14 protein-coding genes are annotated in these 20890 nt (G+C 56.6%); 3 read left to right on the top strand and 11 right to left on the bottom strand.

Annotated features, from left to right (window positions below; genetic code table 11):
- Positions 1-220: 220 nt before the first annotated feature.
- The 8 genes from F3J36_RS11305 to wbaP all read right to left on the bottom strand — a co-directional run bounded on the left by F3J36_RS11305 (position 221) and on the right by wbaP (position 11326).
- Entirely contained in the window at positions 221-2431 is a 2211-nt protein-coding gene (locus F3J36_RS11305; RefSeq protein ID WP_166719701.1) for a phage tailspike protein, read from the bottom strand.
- A 69-nt stretch (positions 2432-2500) separates the two neighbouring features.
- A complete protein-coding gene (locus F3J36_RS11300) occupies positions 2501-3535 on the bottom strand; it encodes a glycosyltransferase (protein WP_021509330.1) in 1035 nt (344 codons plus the stop codon).
- Positions 3536-3690: 155 nt separating this feature from the next.
- A complete protein-coding gene (locus tag F3J36_RS11295) occupies positions 3691-4443 on the bottom strand; it encodes a glycosyltransferase family 2 protein (RefSeq protein WP_166719700.1) in 753 nt (250 codons plus the stop codon).
- A gap of 70 nt (positions 4444-4513) precedes the next feature.
- Positions 4514-5431 (bottom strand): glycosyltransferase family 2 protein, encoded by a 918-nt coding sequence (locus F3J36_RS11290; protein ID WP_058757292.1) that lies wholly within the window; start codon positions 5429-5431, stop codon positions 4514-4516.
- A 397-nt stretch (positions 5432-5828) separates the two neighbouring features.
- Positions 5829-8006 (bottom strand): tyrosine-protein kinase Wzc, encoded by a 2178-nt coding sequence (gene wzc / locus F3J36_RS11285; RefSeq protein WP_021509327.1) that lies wholly within the window; start codon positions 8004-8006, stop codon positions 5829-5831.
- 12 nt (positions 8007-8018) lie between these two features.
- Positions 8019-8453 (bottom strand): protein-tyrosine-phosphatase, encoded by a 435-nt coding sequence (locus tag F3J36_RS11280; protein ID WP_021509326.1) that lies wholly within the window; start codon positions 8451-8453, stop codon positions 8019-8021.
- A 9-nt stretch (positions 8454-8462) separates the two neighbouring features.
- A complete protein-coding gene (locus tag F3J36_RS11275; protein WP_031280061.1) occupies positions 8463-9593 on the bottom strand; it encodes a polysaccharide export protein in 1131 nt (376 codons plus the stop codon).
- Positions 9594-9892: 299 nt separating this feature from the next.
- Positions 9893-11326: an undecaprenyl-phosphate galactose phosphotransferase WbaP gene (wbaP, locus tag F3J36_RS11270; protein WP_058757291.1), complete on the bottom strand. Its 1434-nt coding sequence runs from the start codon at positions 11324-11326 to the stop codon at positions 9893-9895.
- Between the two features lie 789 nt (positions 11327-12115).
- On the opposite strand from wbaP, the gene F3J36_RS11265 reads away from it, so the two are divergent.
- Entirely contained in the window at positions 12116-13684 is a 1569-nt protein-coding gene (locus F3J36_RS11265; RefSeq protein WP_058769963.1) for a TerC family protein, read from the top strand.
- Positions 13685-13883: 199 nt separating this feature from the next.
- On the opposite strand, the gene asmA is transcribed toward F3J36_RS11265, so the two are convergent.
- The 3 genes from asmA to udk form a co-directional block, all read right to left on the bottom strand.
- The gene (gene asmA / locus F3J36_RS11260) at positions 13884-15683 is read right to left on the bottom strand and encodes an outer membrane assembly protein AsmA (RefSeq protein WP_166719699.1); all 1800 of its coding nucleotides are present in this window, start codon (positions 15681-15683) and stop codon (positions 13884-13886) included.
- Positions 15684-15742: 59 nt separating this feature from the next.
- Positions 15743-16324: a dCTP deaminase gene (dcd, locus tag F3J36_RS11255; RefSeq protein WP_021509321.1), complete on the bottom strand. Its 582-nt coding sequence runs from the start codon at positions 16322-16324 to the stop codon at positions 15743-15745.
- Positions 16325-16444: 120 nt separating this feature from the next.
- On the bottom strand, positions 16445-17083 hold the full coding sequence (gene udk / locus F3J36_RS11250) for a uridine kinase (protein ID WP_010615887.1): 639 nt from the start codon (positions 17081-17083) through the stop codon (positions 16445-16447).
- Positions 17084-17312: 229 nt separating this feature from the next.
- On the opposite strand from udk, the gene F3J36_RS11245 reads away from it, so the two are divergent.
- Both F3J36_RS11245 and F3J36_RS11240 read left to right on the top strand, forming a co-directional pair.
- A complete protein-coding gene (locus tag F3J36_RS11245) occupies positions 17313-17924 on the top strand; it encodes a phosphatase PAP2 family protein (protein ID WP_021509320.1) in 612 nt (203 codons plus the stop codon).
- A gap of 342 nt (positions 17925-18266) precedes the next feature.
- Entirely contained in the window at positions 18267-20831 is a 2565-nt protein-coding gene (locus F3J36_RS11240; RefSeq protein ID WP_166719698.1) for a diguanylate cyclase, read from the top strand.
- Positions 20832-20890 lie beyond the last annotated feature (59 nt).

The raw sequence follows: 20890 nt of genomic DNA, 5'->3' as shown, positions 1-20890 counted from the left end.
CCAGCGGCCCGAAATTAACGACTGCCTGTTGTGACATAATTGATACCTGCGACAGGTGTTACATGCGCGATAAATCGCGCCGCTACAGACTGTGCAAAGGGTTAGTGCAGAAATCTCCTCTGCACAAACCGTAGCGGCGCAATTTATTGCGCTTTGCCCGTCCTCGCTCGGTGCCGTTGTGGCCTTCGCGATAAATTGCACCGTTACCTGCGTTAAATCCTCACGACTTCAGCGCAAAATACGGCAGCGCCACCTGCTCGCCATTGATCACCACGGAAACAAACCCCTTCGGCTGGCGCGTATCCACCTCTTCGGGTTTGAGCGCGCGCGACGCCAGCAGCAAATCGCCCTGCTCGTTGCCGCCGATGCCGGCTTTACCGTTGTGCAGACTAAACCGCTGCGGGGCCGGCTGGCTGCCGCTGGTCGGACTGCCCTGCGCCATGGTGGCGTCAACGCGCGCACAGCGGCCGGTGAGGAACCGGTCTTTGGCGGTGCTCTTAATCAGCACCACCGCCGTCGGCGTCCAGCCCGCCAGTTTGACGAACACTTTGCTATCGGTATCGCTGCGCGCATCGACGCGCACCTCCAGCACCGGCGAACTACCTTCCGCGGACCAGCTGGCTTCTGCCTTGCTGGTTTTGCGCTGCAGATGAATCACCGCGCGACCGCCGGTCTGTTTACCGCCCATCACGTCGAGCAGCGGCTGCTTGTCGCTGCCGTTGCTGAACTGCGACTGACCAAACAGCTCGATCTCCCAGCTGTCACCCACGGTTGGCGAATAAAAATTTCCCAGCTCGAACCAGGTGGCCTGATTGGTGTTGTTGGTCAGACGGAAACGCGACGTGATGTAGTTGTATTTCAGGCTGCCGTCGATGGCCACGCCGTAAGACTCCACCCGCGTTGAGCCCATCTCCCAGATATTCAGCCAGCGCTCGCCTTCCAGCGAGTTATCGATCCAGCTGCCAGACTGCAGATTGGTCTGGCGCATGTTGAGGCGGGAATTGCGCGCGTTCAGCGGGTTTTTGCAATCTTCCAGGCTCAGCGCATCAATAATCCACTGGCCGTTCGAGATGTCGCCGGGGTGCTCACTGTGCTCAATCCAGCCGTTATGAATGATCGACTGGCTGCAGCGCGGCAGGTTAAGCACCATGCCGCCGGTACAGCGCTGGGCGTTGAAGTTCGACAGCTCAATCGCCGTACTGTGGTCCCACGCCCCCTGTTTCTGTCCGGACCAGCTGGCTTTGATCACGTCACCGGTACAGGTGTCGGCGTACCACTGGTCGATTTTGCAATCCAGCGTATCCAGCAGGCTGATTGAGGTGCCGCCGACGCGGTTGAAGCGCAGGCAGGCGCCGCGGAAGAACTGGCCGCCCGGACAAGTGTTGCGGAACAGCCCCTGTTTGTTTGGCCGCTTGTCGTTCTGACCGTTGAAGATCAGGTTGGAGATTTCGGTCCAGCGCGCATTCACCTGGAACAGGAATTCGGAACGACCGTCAGAAACCAGCGTGGTCGCCGGGAAATAGCCGAAGTTCACCATCGCGCCGGAAATGCGGAAGAAGCGCTGCTGCTGATCGCCAAAGTCACAGCCGGTCACAAAGAAGGTGCCTGCCGGAAACTGTACGCAGATCTGCTGGTTAGCCTTGAGCGACCAATGATACATGGCTTTGATCGCCGGTGCCGTATCGGTTTTGCCATCGGCGATGGCGCCGAAGTCAAACAGCGTCAGACGGTTGAAATCTTCCACCACGCGGCGCCAGTAGAACCCGTTGCCGCTGAAAATCACGCCGCCATCATCTTCGCCTTCGCCATACACGCCGACAAACTCGCCGCCGCCCACTTCCAGCCCTTCGTGCCAGCTTTTCAGCTTGATTTTCGCCCCGGCAAACAGCGGTCGGGTTTTACGCAGCTCTTCCACCGACGGGATTTCGCCGATCAGCTGATAGCCGTTCGGCTGCGCCAGGCGCTGGCTGAAGTTGCTGGCGTTCGGGCGCGACACGTCGCTGATGGAAAACAGCGTATTGCCCTGGTTATCTTCCACTACCATCGAGTGCGCAGGATTGGCGATTAACGCGGCATTATCGTGAATAAACTGCGCAAAGTTGCCTTTATTGAGCGCAATGGGCTGGCTCACCTGGGACACCTTACCGCTGGCGTCGCGCAGATACACCGGAATCTGGTTGCCGGCCTGACTGGCATCTTTGCCTGCTGCGCCAATCCACAGTTTGCCCTCAAAGTTCTGCCAGAACTGCGGTGGCATGGTATAGACGTTTTCCGGCGTCAGAATCGGCACATCGCCCGGCGGGACGCTGGAGGCATCAACCGCTTTCAGCGCCGGCTGACCACTTTTGGCGGCGTAACTGGAAAACGCGCTCACCGACAGTGCGGCAACAATGGAGGAGGCTGCAGTTTGCAAGACTTCTCTTCTTTTCATGCTAACAATCCCGTGGTCATGGGGCCGCATGGCGGCCGAAAAGGTATCCCCGAGGCACGATAAAAGTGGTTACACCAGCGCCAGCCAGCTCTGTTTGATCTGATTACCGTCAAACTTCAGCGCCGTCTCTTTGGTCTTCTCGCTCATGGCAAAGAACAGGCGATCGTCGCTGGCCAGCTGCTCCATGCGCGCCAGGAAAGTGGCTTTGTCGTTCATTGGCACCAGGAAGCCATCTTCGCCGTGATTGATGATCTCCTGCGGTCCGGTCGGACAGTCATAGGCCACCACCGGCAGCGACCAGGATTTGGCTTCCAGCAGTACCAGCGGCAGCCCTTCATAACGTGAGGTCATCAGCGCCATGTCGCTGTCGCGGTAGTAATCATTGATATTGCTGACTTTGCCGACAAAGTTAACGCTGCCGGTGATGCCCAGCGCCGCGGCCTGATCGTGCAGCTGCTGGCGCAGTTCGCCGTCACCGGCGATCACCAGCTTCCACTCCGGGTGTTTTTTGCTGAAGTCAGCCCAGATATCCAGCAGCAGGTCAAAGCCCTTCTGGTTATCAAGGCGGCCCACCGCCAGCGCCTGACGGCTGCGCGTCTCGCGCTGCCAGGATTTGTACACCACCGGGTTAGGAATTTGCTGGCTGGGGATATGCCAGCGGGTGAAGACCTGATGGTCTTTGTCAGTCAGCACGATCACCTGGTCGTAGTAGCGCAGCAGCAGCCACTTCAGCAGTTTGATCGGCTTGCTGAACGAGTTGATAGCGATGTGCTCGCAGGCGTAGGCTTTGAAGGTTTTTTTCTTCATTGCCATCAGGTTCCAGAAGGCAAACATCACGCTCAGGCGCCCCATACTGATCAGGAATACGCTGTCGAAGCCCTCCTGATGGATACGCGCCACGGCACTTTTAATCGGGTTGCTGTGGCCTTCGAAGCTGACAATTTCTTTCACCCGCTCAAACGGGTAAAAGGTTTTGCCGTGCCCTTCCAGCGAGTAAATGGTGACGGCATGCTCTTCACCGAGGCACTCCGACATGAAGTTGCAGATGTTCTCCGTGCCTGCGTAGGAGTAGGCATCCTTAATAACCAAAACAATCTTTTTCATCTGATACTTTTCACCTCAAATTGCTCAAATCCAGACCCAAGTCATTTGCGTTGCCGCAACGCGGCAAGTGCGTTCATTCCCGGGAGCTTACTCAAGTAAGTGACCGGGATGGACGTGCGCAGCCAACGTAGCGGCAGCGCGAAGGACACAGGGTCTTAGCGATGTTTAAGGGTGAAAAGAACCCCATTCACCATATACCAGCCGTAATAGTAATAGATTTTTAAAGGATTGTTTTTATAGATAATTCTTAATAATTCGAGGTGCCATTTCGCCGCTTTATTTTTGTTACGCGACAGCGAATCGCCCAGCTCGTAGTAGTTGACCAGCGTCTTCTGGATCACCCGGGCTTGTTTGTAGCGGAGGAACAGCTCATAGAGGAACAGGAAGTCTTCATGGCCTTTACGCTGGAAGAAGATGCCCTGTGGCGGACGACGGAAACACACCGAGGAGAAGCAGACGCGATACTGCTTCTTCACGAAGTTTTCCTGCTGCAGATAAGGTTTGTGGTAATTGATGTCGTGATCGGCGGTTTTGGTTTTGTAGTGATAATGGGTGATCACGAAGTCGTCACCGGCGGTCAGCGCCGCGGCCTGTTCGGCCAGTTTCTCCGCGTGCCATTCGTCATCGCTGTCGAGAAACGCAATGATCTCCTCTTTGGCCGCGCGCAGGCCCACGTTGCGCGTTTCCGCCGCGCCGAGGTTGACCTCGTTGCTGAGGATAGTGATGCGCGCGTCCTGGCAGTGCTCGCGTACAAAAGCGAGTGAATCATCGGTGGATTTATCATTGACCAGGTAGAGATGCCAGTCGCTGTAGGTCTGATTCACGATCGACTCAACCGCACGCAGCACGGTGTTGCGCGCGTTGTACATCGGCATCACGATACCGATGGTGCCAACATGATTTGTCATTTGTATACCCGGAGTGTCAGGAACCGAAAAAATGCTCCCGCTGCGGGAGCAAGTGAAAGTCATAAATCGATCAGGAAACCGCTCTTCGCCCCGTGAAGCGCGACTTCAGCTTATCGACCAGGCGATTGATGAAGTAGGCGCGGTTATCACGGTTGGTGAGGAAGAAGTAGCGCGCAAAACTGACGCTGGCCAGCAGCGAATTGCCATCCATTTTGTAGCGCAGCGGCAGCTTGAACGCTTTGTAGGTATGGATATCACGCGCCGTCAGGTGCGGCTTCATGGTGTCGAGCCAGAAGAAGGAGTACTTCACCGACTCACCTTTGTGTTTGGAACCAAATTTGGTCACCAGATGGTAGGTCGCCAGCGGTTTGGCGATCATCACAAATTCATAGCCCATGCGGTCGGCGCGGATGCAGAAGTCATAATCCTGATGGCGAATATAGCGCGCATCAAACTGGATTCTGGCGGCATCTTCGCGCTTCAGCACGATGGTACTGGTCTGGATAAAGCCATAACAGCCAAACAGGTACTCCGCCACGGTCTCGTTTTTACCCGGCGGCTGCATCGGCATCACTTTGAGGAAGCTGCCGTCCTGATGAATATTGACCTGGCTGAAGATGACATAGCGCGATTTACCCTGCGCTTCCAGCTTGCGGATGGTATCGCACACTTCCAGCAGCTTGTCCGCGTGCCACTCGTCGTCGGCATCGAGGAAGCTGATGAAGTCGCCCTGCGCCAGTTCAATACCTTTGTTGCGTGCGCCGGCGCCGTTGAGTTTGACCTCAGACAGCTCCAGTTTGATGTCCAGATCCTGATAGCGCTCGCCGCGCACCACCTGCGCCAGTTCCGCGGCATCGGCGGATTTGTCATCCACGATGATGACTTCAAAGTTGCGATAGGTTTGCGCTTTGACGCAATCCAGCGTCGTGACAATCGATTTCGACGCGTTATAAGCGGGAATTACAATTGAGAAGCGGATGTCCTGCATTGCCAGCACCTCTTAAACAGCTGTTCCAGATTCAACGGTAACGCGAGCGGCCTGTAGAAAGGAATCGGCTTTGTTCTGAAAAATCATGCCGTTAGTATTCTTTTTCAATAAGACTTTTCGTACCGTCACGGAAATACCTAAGATTGTGCTGTGTGTATGTTTGATGGTGCAAAACGCACCGAAAATAAATCGTTATTATGTTCGCGGTATCAATTTCACCGCCGCAGTTTTCTGCGCTTAATCACCGCACGTTCCGTAGCGGCGCAATTTATTGCGCGATAAATCGCGCCGCTACAATACTCTGCGGTGTATCCGCATGTTTTGCAGAGGCACAAGGCATGGCGCTTAGCCAGAAACGCGCCATAAAAAGGGGCGGAAAATCCGCCCCCGATAGTGCTTAGCTTTTGCTCTCTTTGCCGTATTCGTAGTTGTAATAGTCGTAGCCATAACCATAGGCATTCGACGCTTTACGGACCACGGCGTTGAGGATGACGCCTTTAATCTCGATACCGTTCTGGGCGAAGCGCTTGTAGCTGACATCCAGCTCTTTGGTGGTGTTGGTTTCGAAACGCGCCACCATCAGCGAGGTACCGGCCAGCTTACCGATGATGGAAGCGTCGGTCACAGCCAGAATCGGCGGCGTATCGATCAGCACCAGGTCATAGTTTTTGCTTGCCCAGTCCAGCAGCTCCTGCATGCGACGATGCATCAGCAGTTCAGACGGGTTCGGTGGCACCTGACCGCGCGGCAGGAAGTCAAAACCGTACACGCCCTTCTGAATCATCGCCGGCGAGAACTCGCTCTTGCCTGACAGTACGTTAGACAGGCCGGTCTTGTTGTCCGCACCCAGCAGCTCGTGGGTATAGCCGCGACGCATATCACCATCGATGAACAGCACGCGCTGACCTGCTTTGGATACCAGCGTCGCCAGGTTGGCACAGATAAAGGTTTTACCAATACCCGGGCTGGCACCGGTGATCATCAGGATGTTGTTTTTCGCTTCCATCATGGCGAAGTGCAGGCTGGTGCGCAGGCTACGAATCGCTTCGATGGAGAGGTCAGTCGGGTTACCCAGCGCCAGCAGCGTGTTGTGCGGATCCGACTTCTCTTTGCTGCCGCGTCGCGCCAGCGCTTCGGTGTCTTTCTTACGCTGCCACTCGGAGAGCGGTACGCTGGCATAGACGTTCATGCCCAGCTCTTCCAACTGCTCCGGATTGTCGATACCGTGGTGGAACAGCGCTTTCAGCAGCACCAGACCAACCGACAGCATCAGACCCACAATCAGGCCCGCGACAATAATCAGCAGTTTCTTCGGTGCCACCGGGCTGGTGCTGGTTTCAGCACGGTCGATGATGCGCACATCACCCACGGTGCTGGCCTTGCTGATGCCCAGTTCCTGCTGACGGTTCAGCAGCTGCATGTAGATTTCCTGACCGGCCTGCACATCACGCGTCAGACGCAGAATCTCCTGCTGGGTCTGCGGCATGGCCGAGATTTTCTTGTTCAGCTGCGCCTGTTCCGCTTCCAGCGTTTTGCGTTTTTCCAGCAGCGCGCGGTAGGTCGGGTGGTCTTTGGTGAACAGCTGGGAAACTTCGGCTTCACGGAAGGTCAGCTCGTTCAGCTGGCTCTGGACGCTAACGGACGAGTCGAGCGCCGATTTGGCTTCCAGTGACATGTCGACCGACTCGTTCTGACGACGGAAGGTGTTCAGCTTGTCTTCCGCATCGTCCAGCTTGGCACGCACGTTAGGCAGCTGGGTGCGCAGGAATTCGAGGCTCTTCTCCGCCTGCTCAGACTTACGCTCAACGTTCTGCAGCAGATAGTTGTTGACGATCTGGTTCAGCACGCGGCTCGCCTGCTCCTGATCTTCATCCTGGAACTCCAGGCCCAGCACGCCGGTGGTTTTGCCTTTATCGGCGACGGTCAGCGCGCCCAGTACGGTTTTAATCGCCTGCAGGTCACTCAGCTTGGTGACGCTGAAGCTGGTGCCTTCGTCAGCCTGAATGCCGCTAACCAGCATGGTGACGTCGCCGTGCTGCTCCAGCTGACCCACGCGGCCTTTGAACAGCTCGTCGCCGTCTTTGCTCACGGTATAGGTTTGCGGACCGGTGACTTCCAGCTCAACGGTACGTTTGTCGATGCTGCGCGGAATTTCCAGGCGTGAAATGGCAATCTGCGCTGGCTTGTTGCCCATCAGGCGTGACAGACCTTTACCGATCACCGGGAAGTAGTTTTGCTGAATGACCGTGTCCAGACCGAGGTCGTTAACGGTTTTACCAATCACCATGCGGGATTCGATGATCTGAATCTCGGTGTCTGATGCTGGCGTGGTCGGAATCACATCCTGTAATTCGTTCAGCACCGAGGCGGTGTTTTTCTGCTCCACCTGCACCATAGCGTCCGCGCTATAGATTGGCGTAGCAAACAGTGTGTAGAGCGTTGCCATCAGCATAAAGAAAGCGGTGACCGCCACGATGATCCAGCGATGATCGATCAGCTGTCCCACAAGATGCGCCAGATCCCATCCATTCGAATCTTCTTTTGGCGCAGTCATAACCTTGTTTTTGATATTCATGGATATTCCCAACTATCGGCTTAGTACGTTAACCCATTTCTGGGTAGCGTTTTCCAGTAACCCGTAAACCTCTTCAAAGGCCTCACGGCTTTTTTTGTACGGATCCGCAATTTCCTGTTGGTTAAGCCAGTGGCCCAGCAGCATGGTCTTCCCCCGCGCGGCCGGATCGATGCGGTTCACCTGCTCAACGTGGCGCTTCTCCATTACCAGAATCAGGTCAAAGTCACGGCACATGCTGGCCGTTAACTGCTGAGCCTCATGACCGTCCAGCGAGACGCCATGTTCAGCGGCGACGGCGCTGGCCGTCTTATCCGCCGGATGGCCCTTCAGGGCACCAAGACCGGCAGAAGCGATACGGGTATGCGGAAGTGCGCGTTTAAACAGACGCTCCCCGGTGGGGGAGCGGCAAATGTTGCCGACGCAGACGACTAACACTGACTTAATCATGGTAAAACCTTAGTCCGACCAGTTGCGGAAACGCAGCGCTGCGGAGCTTGCATCGTCGATACCCACGATGGTCGGCAGCAGTCCGGAAATCACGCGGTTCCAGCGGGTGATTGGTGTTGCGGTGACGTAGACAATGTCGTACGGCTCCAGTTGGAATTCGGTGCCCATCACCATCGACGCCGCATCTTTGGTGTTCAGCTGATAGATGTTGGCGATCTTGGTGCGGTTAGCACCGCGAATCGGACGAATGACGAATACGCCGGTGGCGTCAGAGGTGGTTTGATCCATGCCCTGTGCGTTACCCAGCGCTTCAGCCAGCGTCATGCCGCTGCGGTCCATCTTCAGCGTGGTCTGCTGTTTCACTTCGCCCATCACGAAGATCTTCAGATCGTCGTTACGCGGTACGTAAAGGATATCGCCCGGATAGAGCAGATGGTTCTGGCTCAGGTCGCCGTTTTGCATCAGCGCCTGCAGCGAAATGCGCTGCTCGCGGCCGTTGTGCGTCAGCACCACGTTGCGCCAGTCGGCGTCAGCGGCAAGGCCACCCGCGGCGTTCACCGCATCCAGCACGGTCAGCGGCACGTTGGTGATCGGCTGCTGGCCGGAGGTGGTGACCGAACCGGTCACGTAGGCTTTCTGCGAACGGAACGCGGCCACATTGACATCCACCTGCGGACTTTCAATGAACTGCGCCAGACGACGCGCGATTTCACTGCGGATTTCCGTCACGGTGCGGCCTGCAACGCGCACTTTACCGATGTACGGATAGAAGATGGTACCGTCTGCCTGCACCCAGTTACCGGTGTCGCTGGCGCTACGGTACTGACCGGCCGGCGTAGTCAGCTCAGGGTGATCCCATACGGTGACGTTCAGTACGTCGCCGATGCCAACGCGGTATTGATAGCTCTGAATCTCGTTCTGCAGCAGCGGGTTAGCCTGAGCAACCAGCGGCTTCGGACGCATCTGTTCAACCAGACGCGGCGTCAGAGGGAAGACGTTAACGTATTTGTCGATGTCAAAATTGCTATCCTGTTGCTCAATGACATCTTTTCCGCTAGTGGAAAGGTGCGAACCTGGTTCGATGGTGCACCCGGAGAGGAAAGTCGCGGATACCAGTAACGGTATCAATTTAGTTTTCATTATCATCTGGTTCTTCGCTATCAGTTAATGATTGATAGAGGCGAAAACGCCGCTGTGTAAGCGTCTAACAAAAATAAAGGCAAGGAATTAAACACTGAAACTGAGGTTCATTATCATTAGCTCCCTGGTTTATGTTGTCATCCTGGTTGCAGACGACTTCAATTAAAGTGGGTTATCGTTAAGCGGCTTAATAACCCGCTCTGTTCGGGCTCGATAATGGCAGTTATCAGTTACAGACACTCCCAGCACCGGCAGTTATCAGGCGGGAACGTTATTTCGTCCCCTGCCCTTGCTGTCTATCAATAAGCGCCGTCGCGTTTGAGTACCACGCCGACCGTCTTAAACAGAATCGCGATGTCATTCCACAGCGACCAGTTTTTGACATACCACGAATCGAAATAGACGCGCGTCTCATAGTCAACGTCGTTACGACCGCTGACCTGCCACAATCCCGTCATGCCTGGCTTTGCCATCAGGTAATAATCAACATCACCGGCATAACGGCAGAGTTCATCTTCAATCACCGGGCGCGGGCCAACGAGGCTCATGTCACCGCGCACGACGTTCCACAGCTGCGGCAGCTCATCCAGGCTGGTTTTACGGATGAAATGACCGACTTTGGTAATACGTGGATCGTTTTTCAGTTTGAAATCTTTGTCCCACTCGGCGCGGGCTACCGGGTCGGTGCGCAGCACCTCTTCCAGCACCTCTTTCGAGTTAATCACCATCGAGCGGAACTTCAGGCATTTGAACTTGCGGCCATTGAGACCCACACGTTCGTGACCGTAAATCGGTGGTCCGCCATCACGGCCAACCATGAAGCCGAGTACCAGCAGCGCAGGTGACAGCGCGATGATGATGCTGAGCGCGCCGACGATATCGAATGCCCGCTTCAGGACACGCGAGGTGCGTTTCGCCAGGTTGTTATTCACACGCAGAATCATCACTTCATGGCTGAAGATGTAAGCCATATCGGTGCCGTAAAGCGGTACGCCGCGCAACGTCGGGATAACCGAGACCGAGCGACAGTTATGCATCGCCAGCATTTTCAGCCAGCGGTCGCGGTGCTGACTCTGCTCAAACTCAACCGCGACGATAAACTGGGTTTCGCTGTTGGTCAGCTGCCACAGCTCCTGCTCGTTATGCAGTACCGGTACACCGGAGATGCTGGCCTGCGGGCAGCTGCCATCGACGTCGAAGAAGGCGATCACATCAAAGCCCATCACCTCTTCACTCTGTAGCGCCTGCCAGGCTTCCTGCGCGTTACGGTTGCTGCCAATAATAATGGTTTGCTTTTTCCACATACCGAAATGATTCAGTACGCGTTTGGAAATAGCGCGCGCCAGCGGAATCAGCACCAGTGCTAAAATCCACGTTAATACCCAGACAAAACGGGACATCTGCCATTGTGATAATGCTGAAATTGACAAATCGATGACAGAGAAAATGAGAATGGTACGAAAGATCTCTTTCAGCTCAAACCAGAAGGGTTTGCGATAGGTATAATGACGCAGGCGAACCCAGAACCAGCCTGTACAAATTAAGGACAGACAGACATGGGTGGCGATTTTTAAGTTGAGGTCTTTTTCAGAAATATCTGCCAGTGGAGAATCGGCGAACGAATTAATCAGCGCGAGTGCAATAAACAATGCCGCGTTGAAACAAATTAAATCCGAGCACGCCAGTAAAATTTTTGTCAGAAGACTTTTATATGTAAATTCATTATCGCGCATATTTGACTCTTTTATTTTATTTCCCTTAATCCCTAACGCCTAAGCCTGAGTAATTAATGAGCGATGCACTAACTAAACCAGCGAGACAAACTGCGGCGAACTCCCCGGCATTTAGGCCAATTCTCTTTCCAGTTAAGCAAGAAAATTGTGATAAATACCAACAGATTAGTCTGACTTCCTTTTGCCGCAAGGCCAGACAATTCTTAACCTGTGAAAACCACGTCAGGCACGCTACCGCCCTTGGCTGTCGCTGCCAATACCGCTTACAACACCCTATTTTTTGTCCGCGCTTTGTCGCCACGCCGGGAAATACCCGCCTTAACCCGTGCACGATCACAATTCACAACATTAAGAAGCTAAACAGCGCGCTATTAACAACATTGGCGCAGACATTTACTAACACGTTGCTATACTAGTTATTACTGGCTTGTTTACAAGTAGGCCCCGTCTTCCCTGCACTATTTTAGGAAAAAGACTACCAGCCATAAGTATTGATACCAGCCCCGCCAGGCAATTTCACGCCAAAATTCAGAATAATTCGATACCCGCCTTCAGATTAGTCGCATTAAAAATGTACGCTTTTGCCGCTGGATAAGAATAAATAGTGGTCTTCATCCACACAGGATGTTTATCCATACTTTTCACTTATCGCCCGGCTGAACAAGGTAAGATTAATCCTAATAAGCCGCCAGCCCGCGACATCCGCGCGGCCGGGGCGTATTTGTACCCTGTCTGACGATTAACTATCATCAGACTAAGCTCATTTTTAGACATTATGGTGATGAAAGTATGTGGGAGTGGATCATCGATCCGTCGCTCTGGGCAGGATTAGTCACGCTAATCGTTCTTGAGCTGGTGCTGGGTATTGATAACCTGGTTTTCATCGCCATCCTGGTGGAGAAGCTGCCGCCAACGCTGCGCGACCGCGCGCGGGTGTTCGGCCTGCTGCTGGCGCTGATATCACGGCTGGTGCTGCTGGCGTCGCTGTCGTGGCTGGTTACGCTGACCCAACCGCTGTTCACCCTCTTCCAGCACAGCTTCAGCGCACGCGACCTGCTGCTGCTGGGAGGCGGTATCTTCCTGTTGTTTAAAGCCACCACCGAACTGAACGCCCGGCTGGAGGGCAGCGACGAGGAATCGGGTCAAAATAACAGCGGTGCTAAATTCTGGCCGGTGGTGGCGCAAATCGTGGTGCTGGACGCCATCTTTTCACTCGATGCCGTCATTACCGCCGTCGGTATGGTCAACGACCTGCCGGTGATGATGATCGCCGTGACCATCGCCATCCTGTTAATGCTGCTGGCCAGCAAGCCGCTGACGCGCTTCGTTAACGGCCACCCGACCATTGTGATTCTCTGCCTGAGCTTTCTGCTGATGATCGGCTTTAGTCTGGTGGCAGAGGGTTTCGGCTTCGTCATCCCCAAAGGCTATCTGTACGCGGCCATTGGCTTCTCGATTGTGATTGAGATTTTTAATCAGCTGGCGCTGTTTAATCGCCGCCGTTTTCTTACCGCCGGACGGCCGCTGCGCCAGCGCACCGCCGAAGCCGTGCTGCGCATTCTGCGCGGTGAAGCACAGCGCGCCGATCTGGATGCCGACACGGCATCGCTACTGAGCGATAACCAGGGCGCAGCGCTGTTTAACCGTCAGGAGCGGCGCATGATCATGCGCGTGCTGGGCCTGGGTCAGCGCCAGATCAACAGCATCATGACGTCACGCCATGACGTCGAGCACATCGATCTTAGCGAAGACCCGCAGTCGATCATGGATAAACTCGACCGCAACCAGCATACGCGCCTGCTGATCACCGAACAGGGACGCGAGCCGCTGGGCGTGGTGCATGTGATCGATCTGCTGCATCAGTCGCTGCACAGTAAATCGCTGGATTTGCGTGCGCTGATCCGCCAGCCGCTGGTGTTTCCCGAGCGCGTCACCCTGCTGCAGGCGCTGGAGCAGTTTCGCCATGCGCGCACCCATTTTGCCTTTGTGGTGGATGAGTTTGGTTCGGTGGAAGGCGTGGTGACGCTGAGCGACGTGATGGAGACCATCGCCGGCAACCTGCCCAATGAAGGGGAAGAAATTGATGCCCGTTACGATATTCAGCCCGCAGAGCATGGCGGCTGGATCGCCAACGGCCATATGCCGCTGGAAGATTTAGCGCTGTATGTGGCGCTGCCGCTCGACGAGAGGCGCAATTACCATACGCTGGCGGGATTGCTGATGGATAGCCTGCAGCACGTGCCGGCCGAAGGTGAGGAGTTGCGCGTCGGGGATTATCTGCTGCGCACTCTGCAGGTGGAGAACCATCGGGTGCAAAAAGTCGAGATTGTGCCGGTCGCGCCCGCACCGTTTATTTAACCCGGCGCCGGGGCGTGATTTATTATGCGTGTCCGGCCACCAGTGTTGCGATTTGTAGCGGCGCGATTTATCGCGCATGCCTGACATCCGCACCGTTGTACATTGCGCAATAAATTGCGCCGCTACCCGTCAGTGCAACGCGGGGTCGCGGCGCGAATCATCGCGCGATGAACAATCCGATAACGTCGCCCTGGTCCTTTTATTGCCGCGGTGCAGACTTCTGGCTATCCAGCCACTGATTGAGGCGCGTTTTAGCTTCGCCCTGTAACTGCTGGCGCACCACGTCATCCACCGGCAGCGAATACTGCAGATTGCCCCAGCTGCCGTACATGCGCAGCGGAATCGGCTGGCCGTTGAGGACTTTCGCCAGCCGGTCGTCGCCCTGCCAGCCGCGCAGAATCATATTAATGGTGACATCCAGCTGCTGCTTGACCACATCCACGTTGCCGTGGGTTTGCAGTGCCAGCCGACTACTGCCGCCCTGCAGATCCGGCAGCGTGACGTTGCCCTGCTTCAGGCTGATGCGCCCGCTTAACTGTTCAATTCCCTGATCATCCGGCTGATCGTTACTGACGCGATTGCTGACGCGCGCCACGGCGCGGCGCACCATCTGCTGTAAATTCAGCTGCGCCAGCTGCAGATTAGTCGCTTCCAGTTCTGCATTGCCCTGCCAGTTCTGTTTCGCCTCCGCCACGCTCAGCCCGGCACCGCTGATGTCGCCCTTGAGCGAGACCGTGCCCTGCAGCGAAGCCGGCAGTTCCAGCGCTTTAAGCAGCGGCGCGATGGCAATGCTGCTCAGCTCCGGCTGAAACGCCACCTGCGTGACCGGCTGACGGATATCCACCGAGCCGGGAATGGAAAAGTGGCCGTCACCAAATTTGCCCTGCAGCTTGTTGAGCGTCAGCAGTCCGCGCTGATTGCGGGCGTCAATTTGCAGATTGCTGAGCGTCAGACCGCGCCACACGCTGCTGTCAGCGTCGAGCGTCAGCTGCAAATCCATGCTATTGAGCGGCGAGTCGGCATTATTGTGCGCGCGCGGCTCAGCGATCACCGGCGTGCGCATCACGTTAGCCTGCTGCGTGGTGCTGTTATCGCTGGCGGGCGCGCTGGCCATCAGGTTATCCAGATTGAGCGAGGTCGCATGCAGCGCGAGGTTGAGCTGCTGCGGCAGGGCCAGCCGGCCCTCAGCGCTGCCGTCGAGGGCGCTGTCGTTCGCGGTTAACTGCAGCTTGTTCAGCGCAAACTGCTGCTGGTCGCCATCCCACAGCGCCTGCCCGCTCAGCGTGCCCTTGATGCCCTGCGGCGGCAGGTTGGCGCCGTCAAGCGTGTACTCCAGTTCATCCAGCTGGCCGCTGATACGGTGCGGATAGTGCGCCACGTCCATCTGCCCTTTCAGGTTCAGGCTGAGATTGCGCTGATTGCGCGACACGCGGGTCGCCAGCTCAACGCTGGCCTGCCGGTTATCGTCCTGATTCAGATTGAGGTTGAGATCGCGGAAGTTATACTCGTCACCGCCCGGCTGCTGCCAGATGAGCAGGCTATCGGCAATGCGCAGTTTACTGATGTTAAAGGTCCAGCCGTTGCTGGCGGCGATGGCCGGTTCACTGTCGCCCGGCTCAATCGGCGCGCCCTGCGGTTTCTGCACCGCGCTGTCTGGCGTGGCGCGAATAATCGCGTTTTTCAGCATCACCTGACTGACGCTCAGCTGATGCGACAGCAGCGGCCACAGATTGACGTCCAGACGCATATTATCGGCGGTCACCATCGGCTGGCTGGCGCCGGGCGCGGTCAGGCTCATGCGGCCCGCCAGAATGCTGAGCTGCGGCCAGACGTGCCAGCGCAGGTCGCCGCTCACTTCAAGCTGATAACCACTGCGCTGTTTTACCTGCTGTACCATATAGGTACGAAAGTCGTTGGGATTGACCAGCAACACCAGTGCCGTCATGCCCGCTACGACCACCACTAACAGGATGGCCAGCGTGGTTATCAGTCTTCTCATTGCATCCTCATCACCGTCAGATTTCAGGCCGCTGGCGCGAAATCACTCCAGGAGAAACGTTAGTCTTTATCAATACGGCTGGCGTCAGCGCCCTGCTGCCCGCGATATTTGGCGTCTTCGCGGCGATTGTAAGGACGCGCCGCCGGCCCGGACAGCGGTTCAAAGCTCAGTGCGCCAATCAGCATGCCGGGACGCAGCGCCAGCGGCAGCTTGCCGGAGTTGTAAAACTCCAGCACGATACGGCCCTGCCAGCCCGGGTCGATGCGGTGCGCGGTAACGTGCACCATCAGCCCGAGGCGCGCCAGCGACGAACGGCCATCCAGCCAGCCCACCAGATCGTCGGGGATGGTGACGGATTCCAGCGTCACCGCCAGCGCCAGTTCTCCCGGATGCAGAAAGAACGCTTCGCCTTCCGGCAGCACAATCTCATCGCTCATCACGCGATCCAGCGCCGCGCTCACTTCATGCTTTGGACCACTCAAATCTATAAACGGTGCGGTGTGGCCGCTAAAGGTACGGAACTGGTTACCGAGGCGCACATCCACGGTGGCACCGTTGATGCGCTCAACCGGCGGACGGGGATCGATGGCCAGCTTGCCGCTGTCCAGCCAGCTTTCAATATCGCGATCGCATAATCTCATCGCAGAAACTCCATGATTTAAGTGTAGCGAAAGGTGGTCAGGTTGTGACAAACCGTTCGCGTCACGTCCATCCGGACGCACGGTGTCCCGTTCCGGTCACGCTGAACCGGACGGGCGTCGTCAAAGATACTGGTTAATTTTGGCCTTGAGGATATCAATGGCGATGCGGTTTTTACCACCGCGCGGCACAATGATGTCGGCATACTGCTTGGAAGGCTCAATAAACTGCAGGAACATCGGGCGCACGGTCTTTTGGTACTGGCTCATCACCGAGTCCATCGAGCGCCCGCGCTCGTTGACGTCGCGCTTCATACGGCGCATCAGGCAGATATCCAGCGGGGTATCAACGAAGATCGAGAAGTTAAGCTCCTGGCGCAGCCGTGCATCGGTCAGCAGCAGAATCCCTTCCAGAATAATCACTTTCTTCGGCTTCAGGTGAATACACTCATCGGTGCGGGTATGCTCAACGTAGCTGTAAACCGGCAGGTCGATATCTTCGCCGGCCTTCAGTGCGCGCAGATGCTGCAGCAGCAAATCGTGGTCCATCGCGCTCGGATGGTCGTAGTTGGTTTTCACCCTCTCTTCCATGGTGAGGTGGCTTTGATCTTTATAGTAGGCATCTTCGGGGATCACACCGATATGCTCGTCACCGACCTGGTCACGGATTTCACGATAGAGCGTGCTGGCAATAAGACTTTTTCCGGATGCGGATGCACCTGCAATGCCAACGATCACGCACTGATGAGACTTGTCAGTCATACTTTTTTAAGACCTGATAACTGGAGCCGGTTTCTGTCTGCACAAAAACAGGCCGATTGAGAGGGTTAGTTGGCGGCAATTATAGGGATTTCACCGGGTTGATGCCAGTGAAAACCGGCGCGCCGCCTTTTCAGACTATCCCGTTTTGCAGCCAGCGGCTTAATCGATACACTGTTTCTCTGCCCGCCGTGTGACTGGCGGGAGCCCGATAGTCGTTGCAAGGAAAAGTATGAGCTGGAGAACCCTGACCTATTTCGGCGACAGTATGTTGCTGATCCCCACTGCGGTGATCATCGCACTGGTGCTGCCGTGGAAAAGCGACAACCGTCGCACCGTCTGGTACTGGCTGCTGGCGTTTGGCCTGGCGGGCCTGCTGGTCAGCATCTCGAAAATTATGTTTCTCGGCTTCGGCATTGGCAGCGCGCGTTATAACTTTACCGGTTTCAGCGGCCATAGCGCGATGTCAGCGACGCTGTGGCCGGTGATGATGTGGCTGATTTCCGGCCGCTGGCCCACGTTCTGGCGCGCCCTGACCATCGGTATCGGCTATCTGATTCCGCTGATGGTGGGATTATCGCGTCTGGTGATCCATGCGCACTCGGTAAGTGAAGTGCTGGCCGGACTGATGCTGGGCTTTACCCTGAGCAGCGCGTTCCTGCTGAGCCAGCGTCGCACCGCGCTGAAGGGTTTTAGCGTGGTGCAGGTGGCAGTGGCATTTCTGATTCCGCTGTTGCTGATGGGCCACGGCCGCGTCGCCACCACCCAGCAGTTCCTCGAGCGTTTTTCCGCTGACCTCGCCGGGCTGGAAAAGCCCTTCACCCGCGCCGATTTGTTCCGCTGAGTGCGTTGCGCGGTAAAGGGTGTAAGGTCTGTCCATTACGTTTTGAACACGTTCCACAAATGATTGCACATACGGTAGCGGCGCAATTTATTGCGCGCTAAATCGCGCCGCTACAAATCGTGCAATTTGTCGTGTCCTTACCTGAATCCCTGCAGATCCAACAGGCGCGATACTGCCAGCAGATTTCACCGTTTTTGTAGGGTGCACATTCATGCGCACCTGGATGCAGGCCGCAAAAAAACATTTCCGCACAAAGATATCTGACAGATGTGCTAGCATGGATTGAGAGATTGACTGGCGCATTTTTCTTCGAGTAATCAATGCGCGCTGCTGGATTCGTGCATGACTCTTGAGATAATAACCTCGCAGGATAATCCGCAAAAAAAGTGGCTCAGCGCCCTGCTGCTTTGCGCGCTGGCATTTTTACTGACGCTGTTCTGTCTGGAACTGATTGTCGTCAGCGGCCGCATTTCCCCGCTCTGGTACTCCACCGCGTTAATGACCATCGTGGTGTTCCGCGCACCCTCGGGACAGGTACCGCTGCTGCTGGCCAGCTGCGTGCTCGGCACGGCGCTGGCCAATCTGCTGGTGATCGGCCCGGCCCTGAGCAATGTCAAATTCGCCATCCTTAATATGGTGCAGGCCATCCTCGGCGGGCTGATGCTGCGCGCGCTGCTGGACCGCAAAGCCCCGCTCAACTCACTGGCCGACTGGATACGCTTTGCGCTGGCTGCGGGCCTGATCGCGCCGCTGCTGGGCGGCGTGGTGGCGCTGTGGATGCTGCACGTCGACGGCCACGCCTCGCTGCCGTTTTTCTCCACCTGGGTGATCTCTGAAGTGATTGGCGTGCTGGCCTTCGGTCCGGTGCTGCTGCTGTGGCCTGATAAACCGCTGCGCCAGCTGATCACGCCGGAACGTCAGCTGGAGACGCTGCTCACGCTGATCGTCACGCTGCTGGCCAGCTATCTGGCGCTGCGCTTCCTGCCGTGGCCGTTTACCTTTATCGTGGTGATTCTGTTCTGGTGCGCGGTGCGCCTGCCCAAATTCGAAGCCTTTCTGCTGTTTTTCCTCAACGCCAGCTTTATCTCGCTGCTGCTGGCGCTCGACTGGGTCAACCTGGCGCGCAACGACCTGCTGCTCGGCCAGATCAGCACCTGGCTGCCGTTTCTGCTGGTGCTGCTGCCGAGCCACGTAATGTCGCTGGTGATGGATGCCTTCCAGCGTGAAAAGCACCACATCAGCGAAAGCGAAACCCGCTTCCGCAACGCCATGGAGTATTCCGCCATCGGCATGGCGCTGGTATCGCCGGAAGGCGGCTGGCAGCAGGTCAACCAGTCGCTGTGCCGCACGCTGGGCTTCGCGGCGGAGGAGCTGAAAAAACTCACCTTCCAGCAGATCACCCATCCGGACGATCTCAACAGCGACCTGCAACAGCTGGAGCGGCTGATCGCCGGTGAGATCCTGACCTATACCCTGGAGAAGCGCTATTTCCGCAAAGATGGCGAGATCGTCTGGGCGCGCCTCACGGTCTCGATGGTGCGTGATGCGCGGCTGCAACCGCTCTACTTTATCGCGCAGATTGTGGATATCTCCGAGCTGAAGCAGAGCGAGCAGGTCAACCAGCGGCTGATGGAGCGCATCACGCTGGCCAATGAAGCGGGCGGCATCGGCGTGTGGGAGTGGAACCTGCTAAACGGCGAGATGTTATGGGACAAGCGCATGTACGAGTTGTTTGCGCTGGAGCCGCACCGGGTGCCGAGCTACGACCTGTGGCTGCATCTGGTCGATGTTCAGGAACGTGAAGCGGCCGCGCTCATCATTCAGCAGGCGATTGAACGCCGCAGCGCCTTCCAGCTGGAGTACCGCATCAATCTGCCGCAGGGCGTGCGCTACGTGCGCTCCGAGGCCAATAGCATCATCAGCAAGGATGGGCAGATCGAACGCATGCTGGGCATTTGTCAGGACATCACCTCGCTGCGCACGCTGAATGAAGCGCTGTTCCAGGAGAAGGAACGCATGGCCATCACCCTCGACTCGATCGGTGAAGCGGTGATTTGTACTGACGATGAGATGCGGGTGACCTTCATGAATCCGGTGGCCGAGGCGCTGAGCGGCTGGCCGCAGGCGAAAGCGGCTGGCGTGGCGCTGAGCGAACTACTGACGATTACGCGTGGTGCGCAGGGGCCGCGGGTGGAGAATCTGTTGCTGTGCAGCCTGCCCGCCAGCAAAACCACACCGGACCTCGAAGAAGAGCTGGTGTTGCATACCCCGGATGGTGCCCAGGTCGAGATTCACTACAGCATCACGCCGCTGAAAACCCTGACCGGCAGCGACATTGGTGCCGTAATGGTCATTCATGACGTCAGCGAGTCGCGCCGCATGATGAAACGCCTGAGCTACAGCGCCTCCCACGATATGCTGACGCGTTTGCCGAACCGTCACAGCTTTGAGCAGCAGCTGAAGCGACTGGTGAATGACGCCGCCGCGCATCACAGCGAGCACGTGCTGGTGTTTATCGATCTGGATAAGTTTAAAGCGGTCAACGATACCGCCGGCCATGCCGCTGGCGATGCGCTGCTGCGCGCACTGGCCGATCTCATGCAACAGCACCTGCGCAATAGCGATGTGCTGGCGCGCCTCGGCGGTGACGAATTTGGCCTGCTGCTGCCCTACAGCAATGTTGACCAGGTGCGCGAGGTGGTGCAGGGCATCGTCAGCGCGGTGCATGACTTTACCTTTATCTGGCAGGACCGGCCGTATCACGTCGGTGCCAGCGCCGGTATCACGCAAATCGATCAGCATAACTGCATCAGCAATGTGGTGATGTCGCAGGCCGATGTCGCCTGTTACAGCGCCAAACACGCCGGGCGCGGCCAGTATCAGGTTTACCAGGAAGTTCAGGGATAAACTGCGGCGCTGCCCATTGCCAGCCCGCGTTGGCTGCGCTAAAGTCGCCCCCTTTTTTC

This window comes from Pantoea sp. Cy-640 (genome assembly GCF_011752635.1).
In the GTDB taxonomy this organism is placed as follows: Bacteria; Pseudomonadota; Gammaproteobacteria; order Enterobacterales; family Enterobacteriaceae; genus Pantoea; species Pantoea dispersa.
This window is presented reverse-complemented; position numbering and strand designations above follow the sequence as displayed.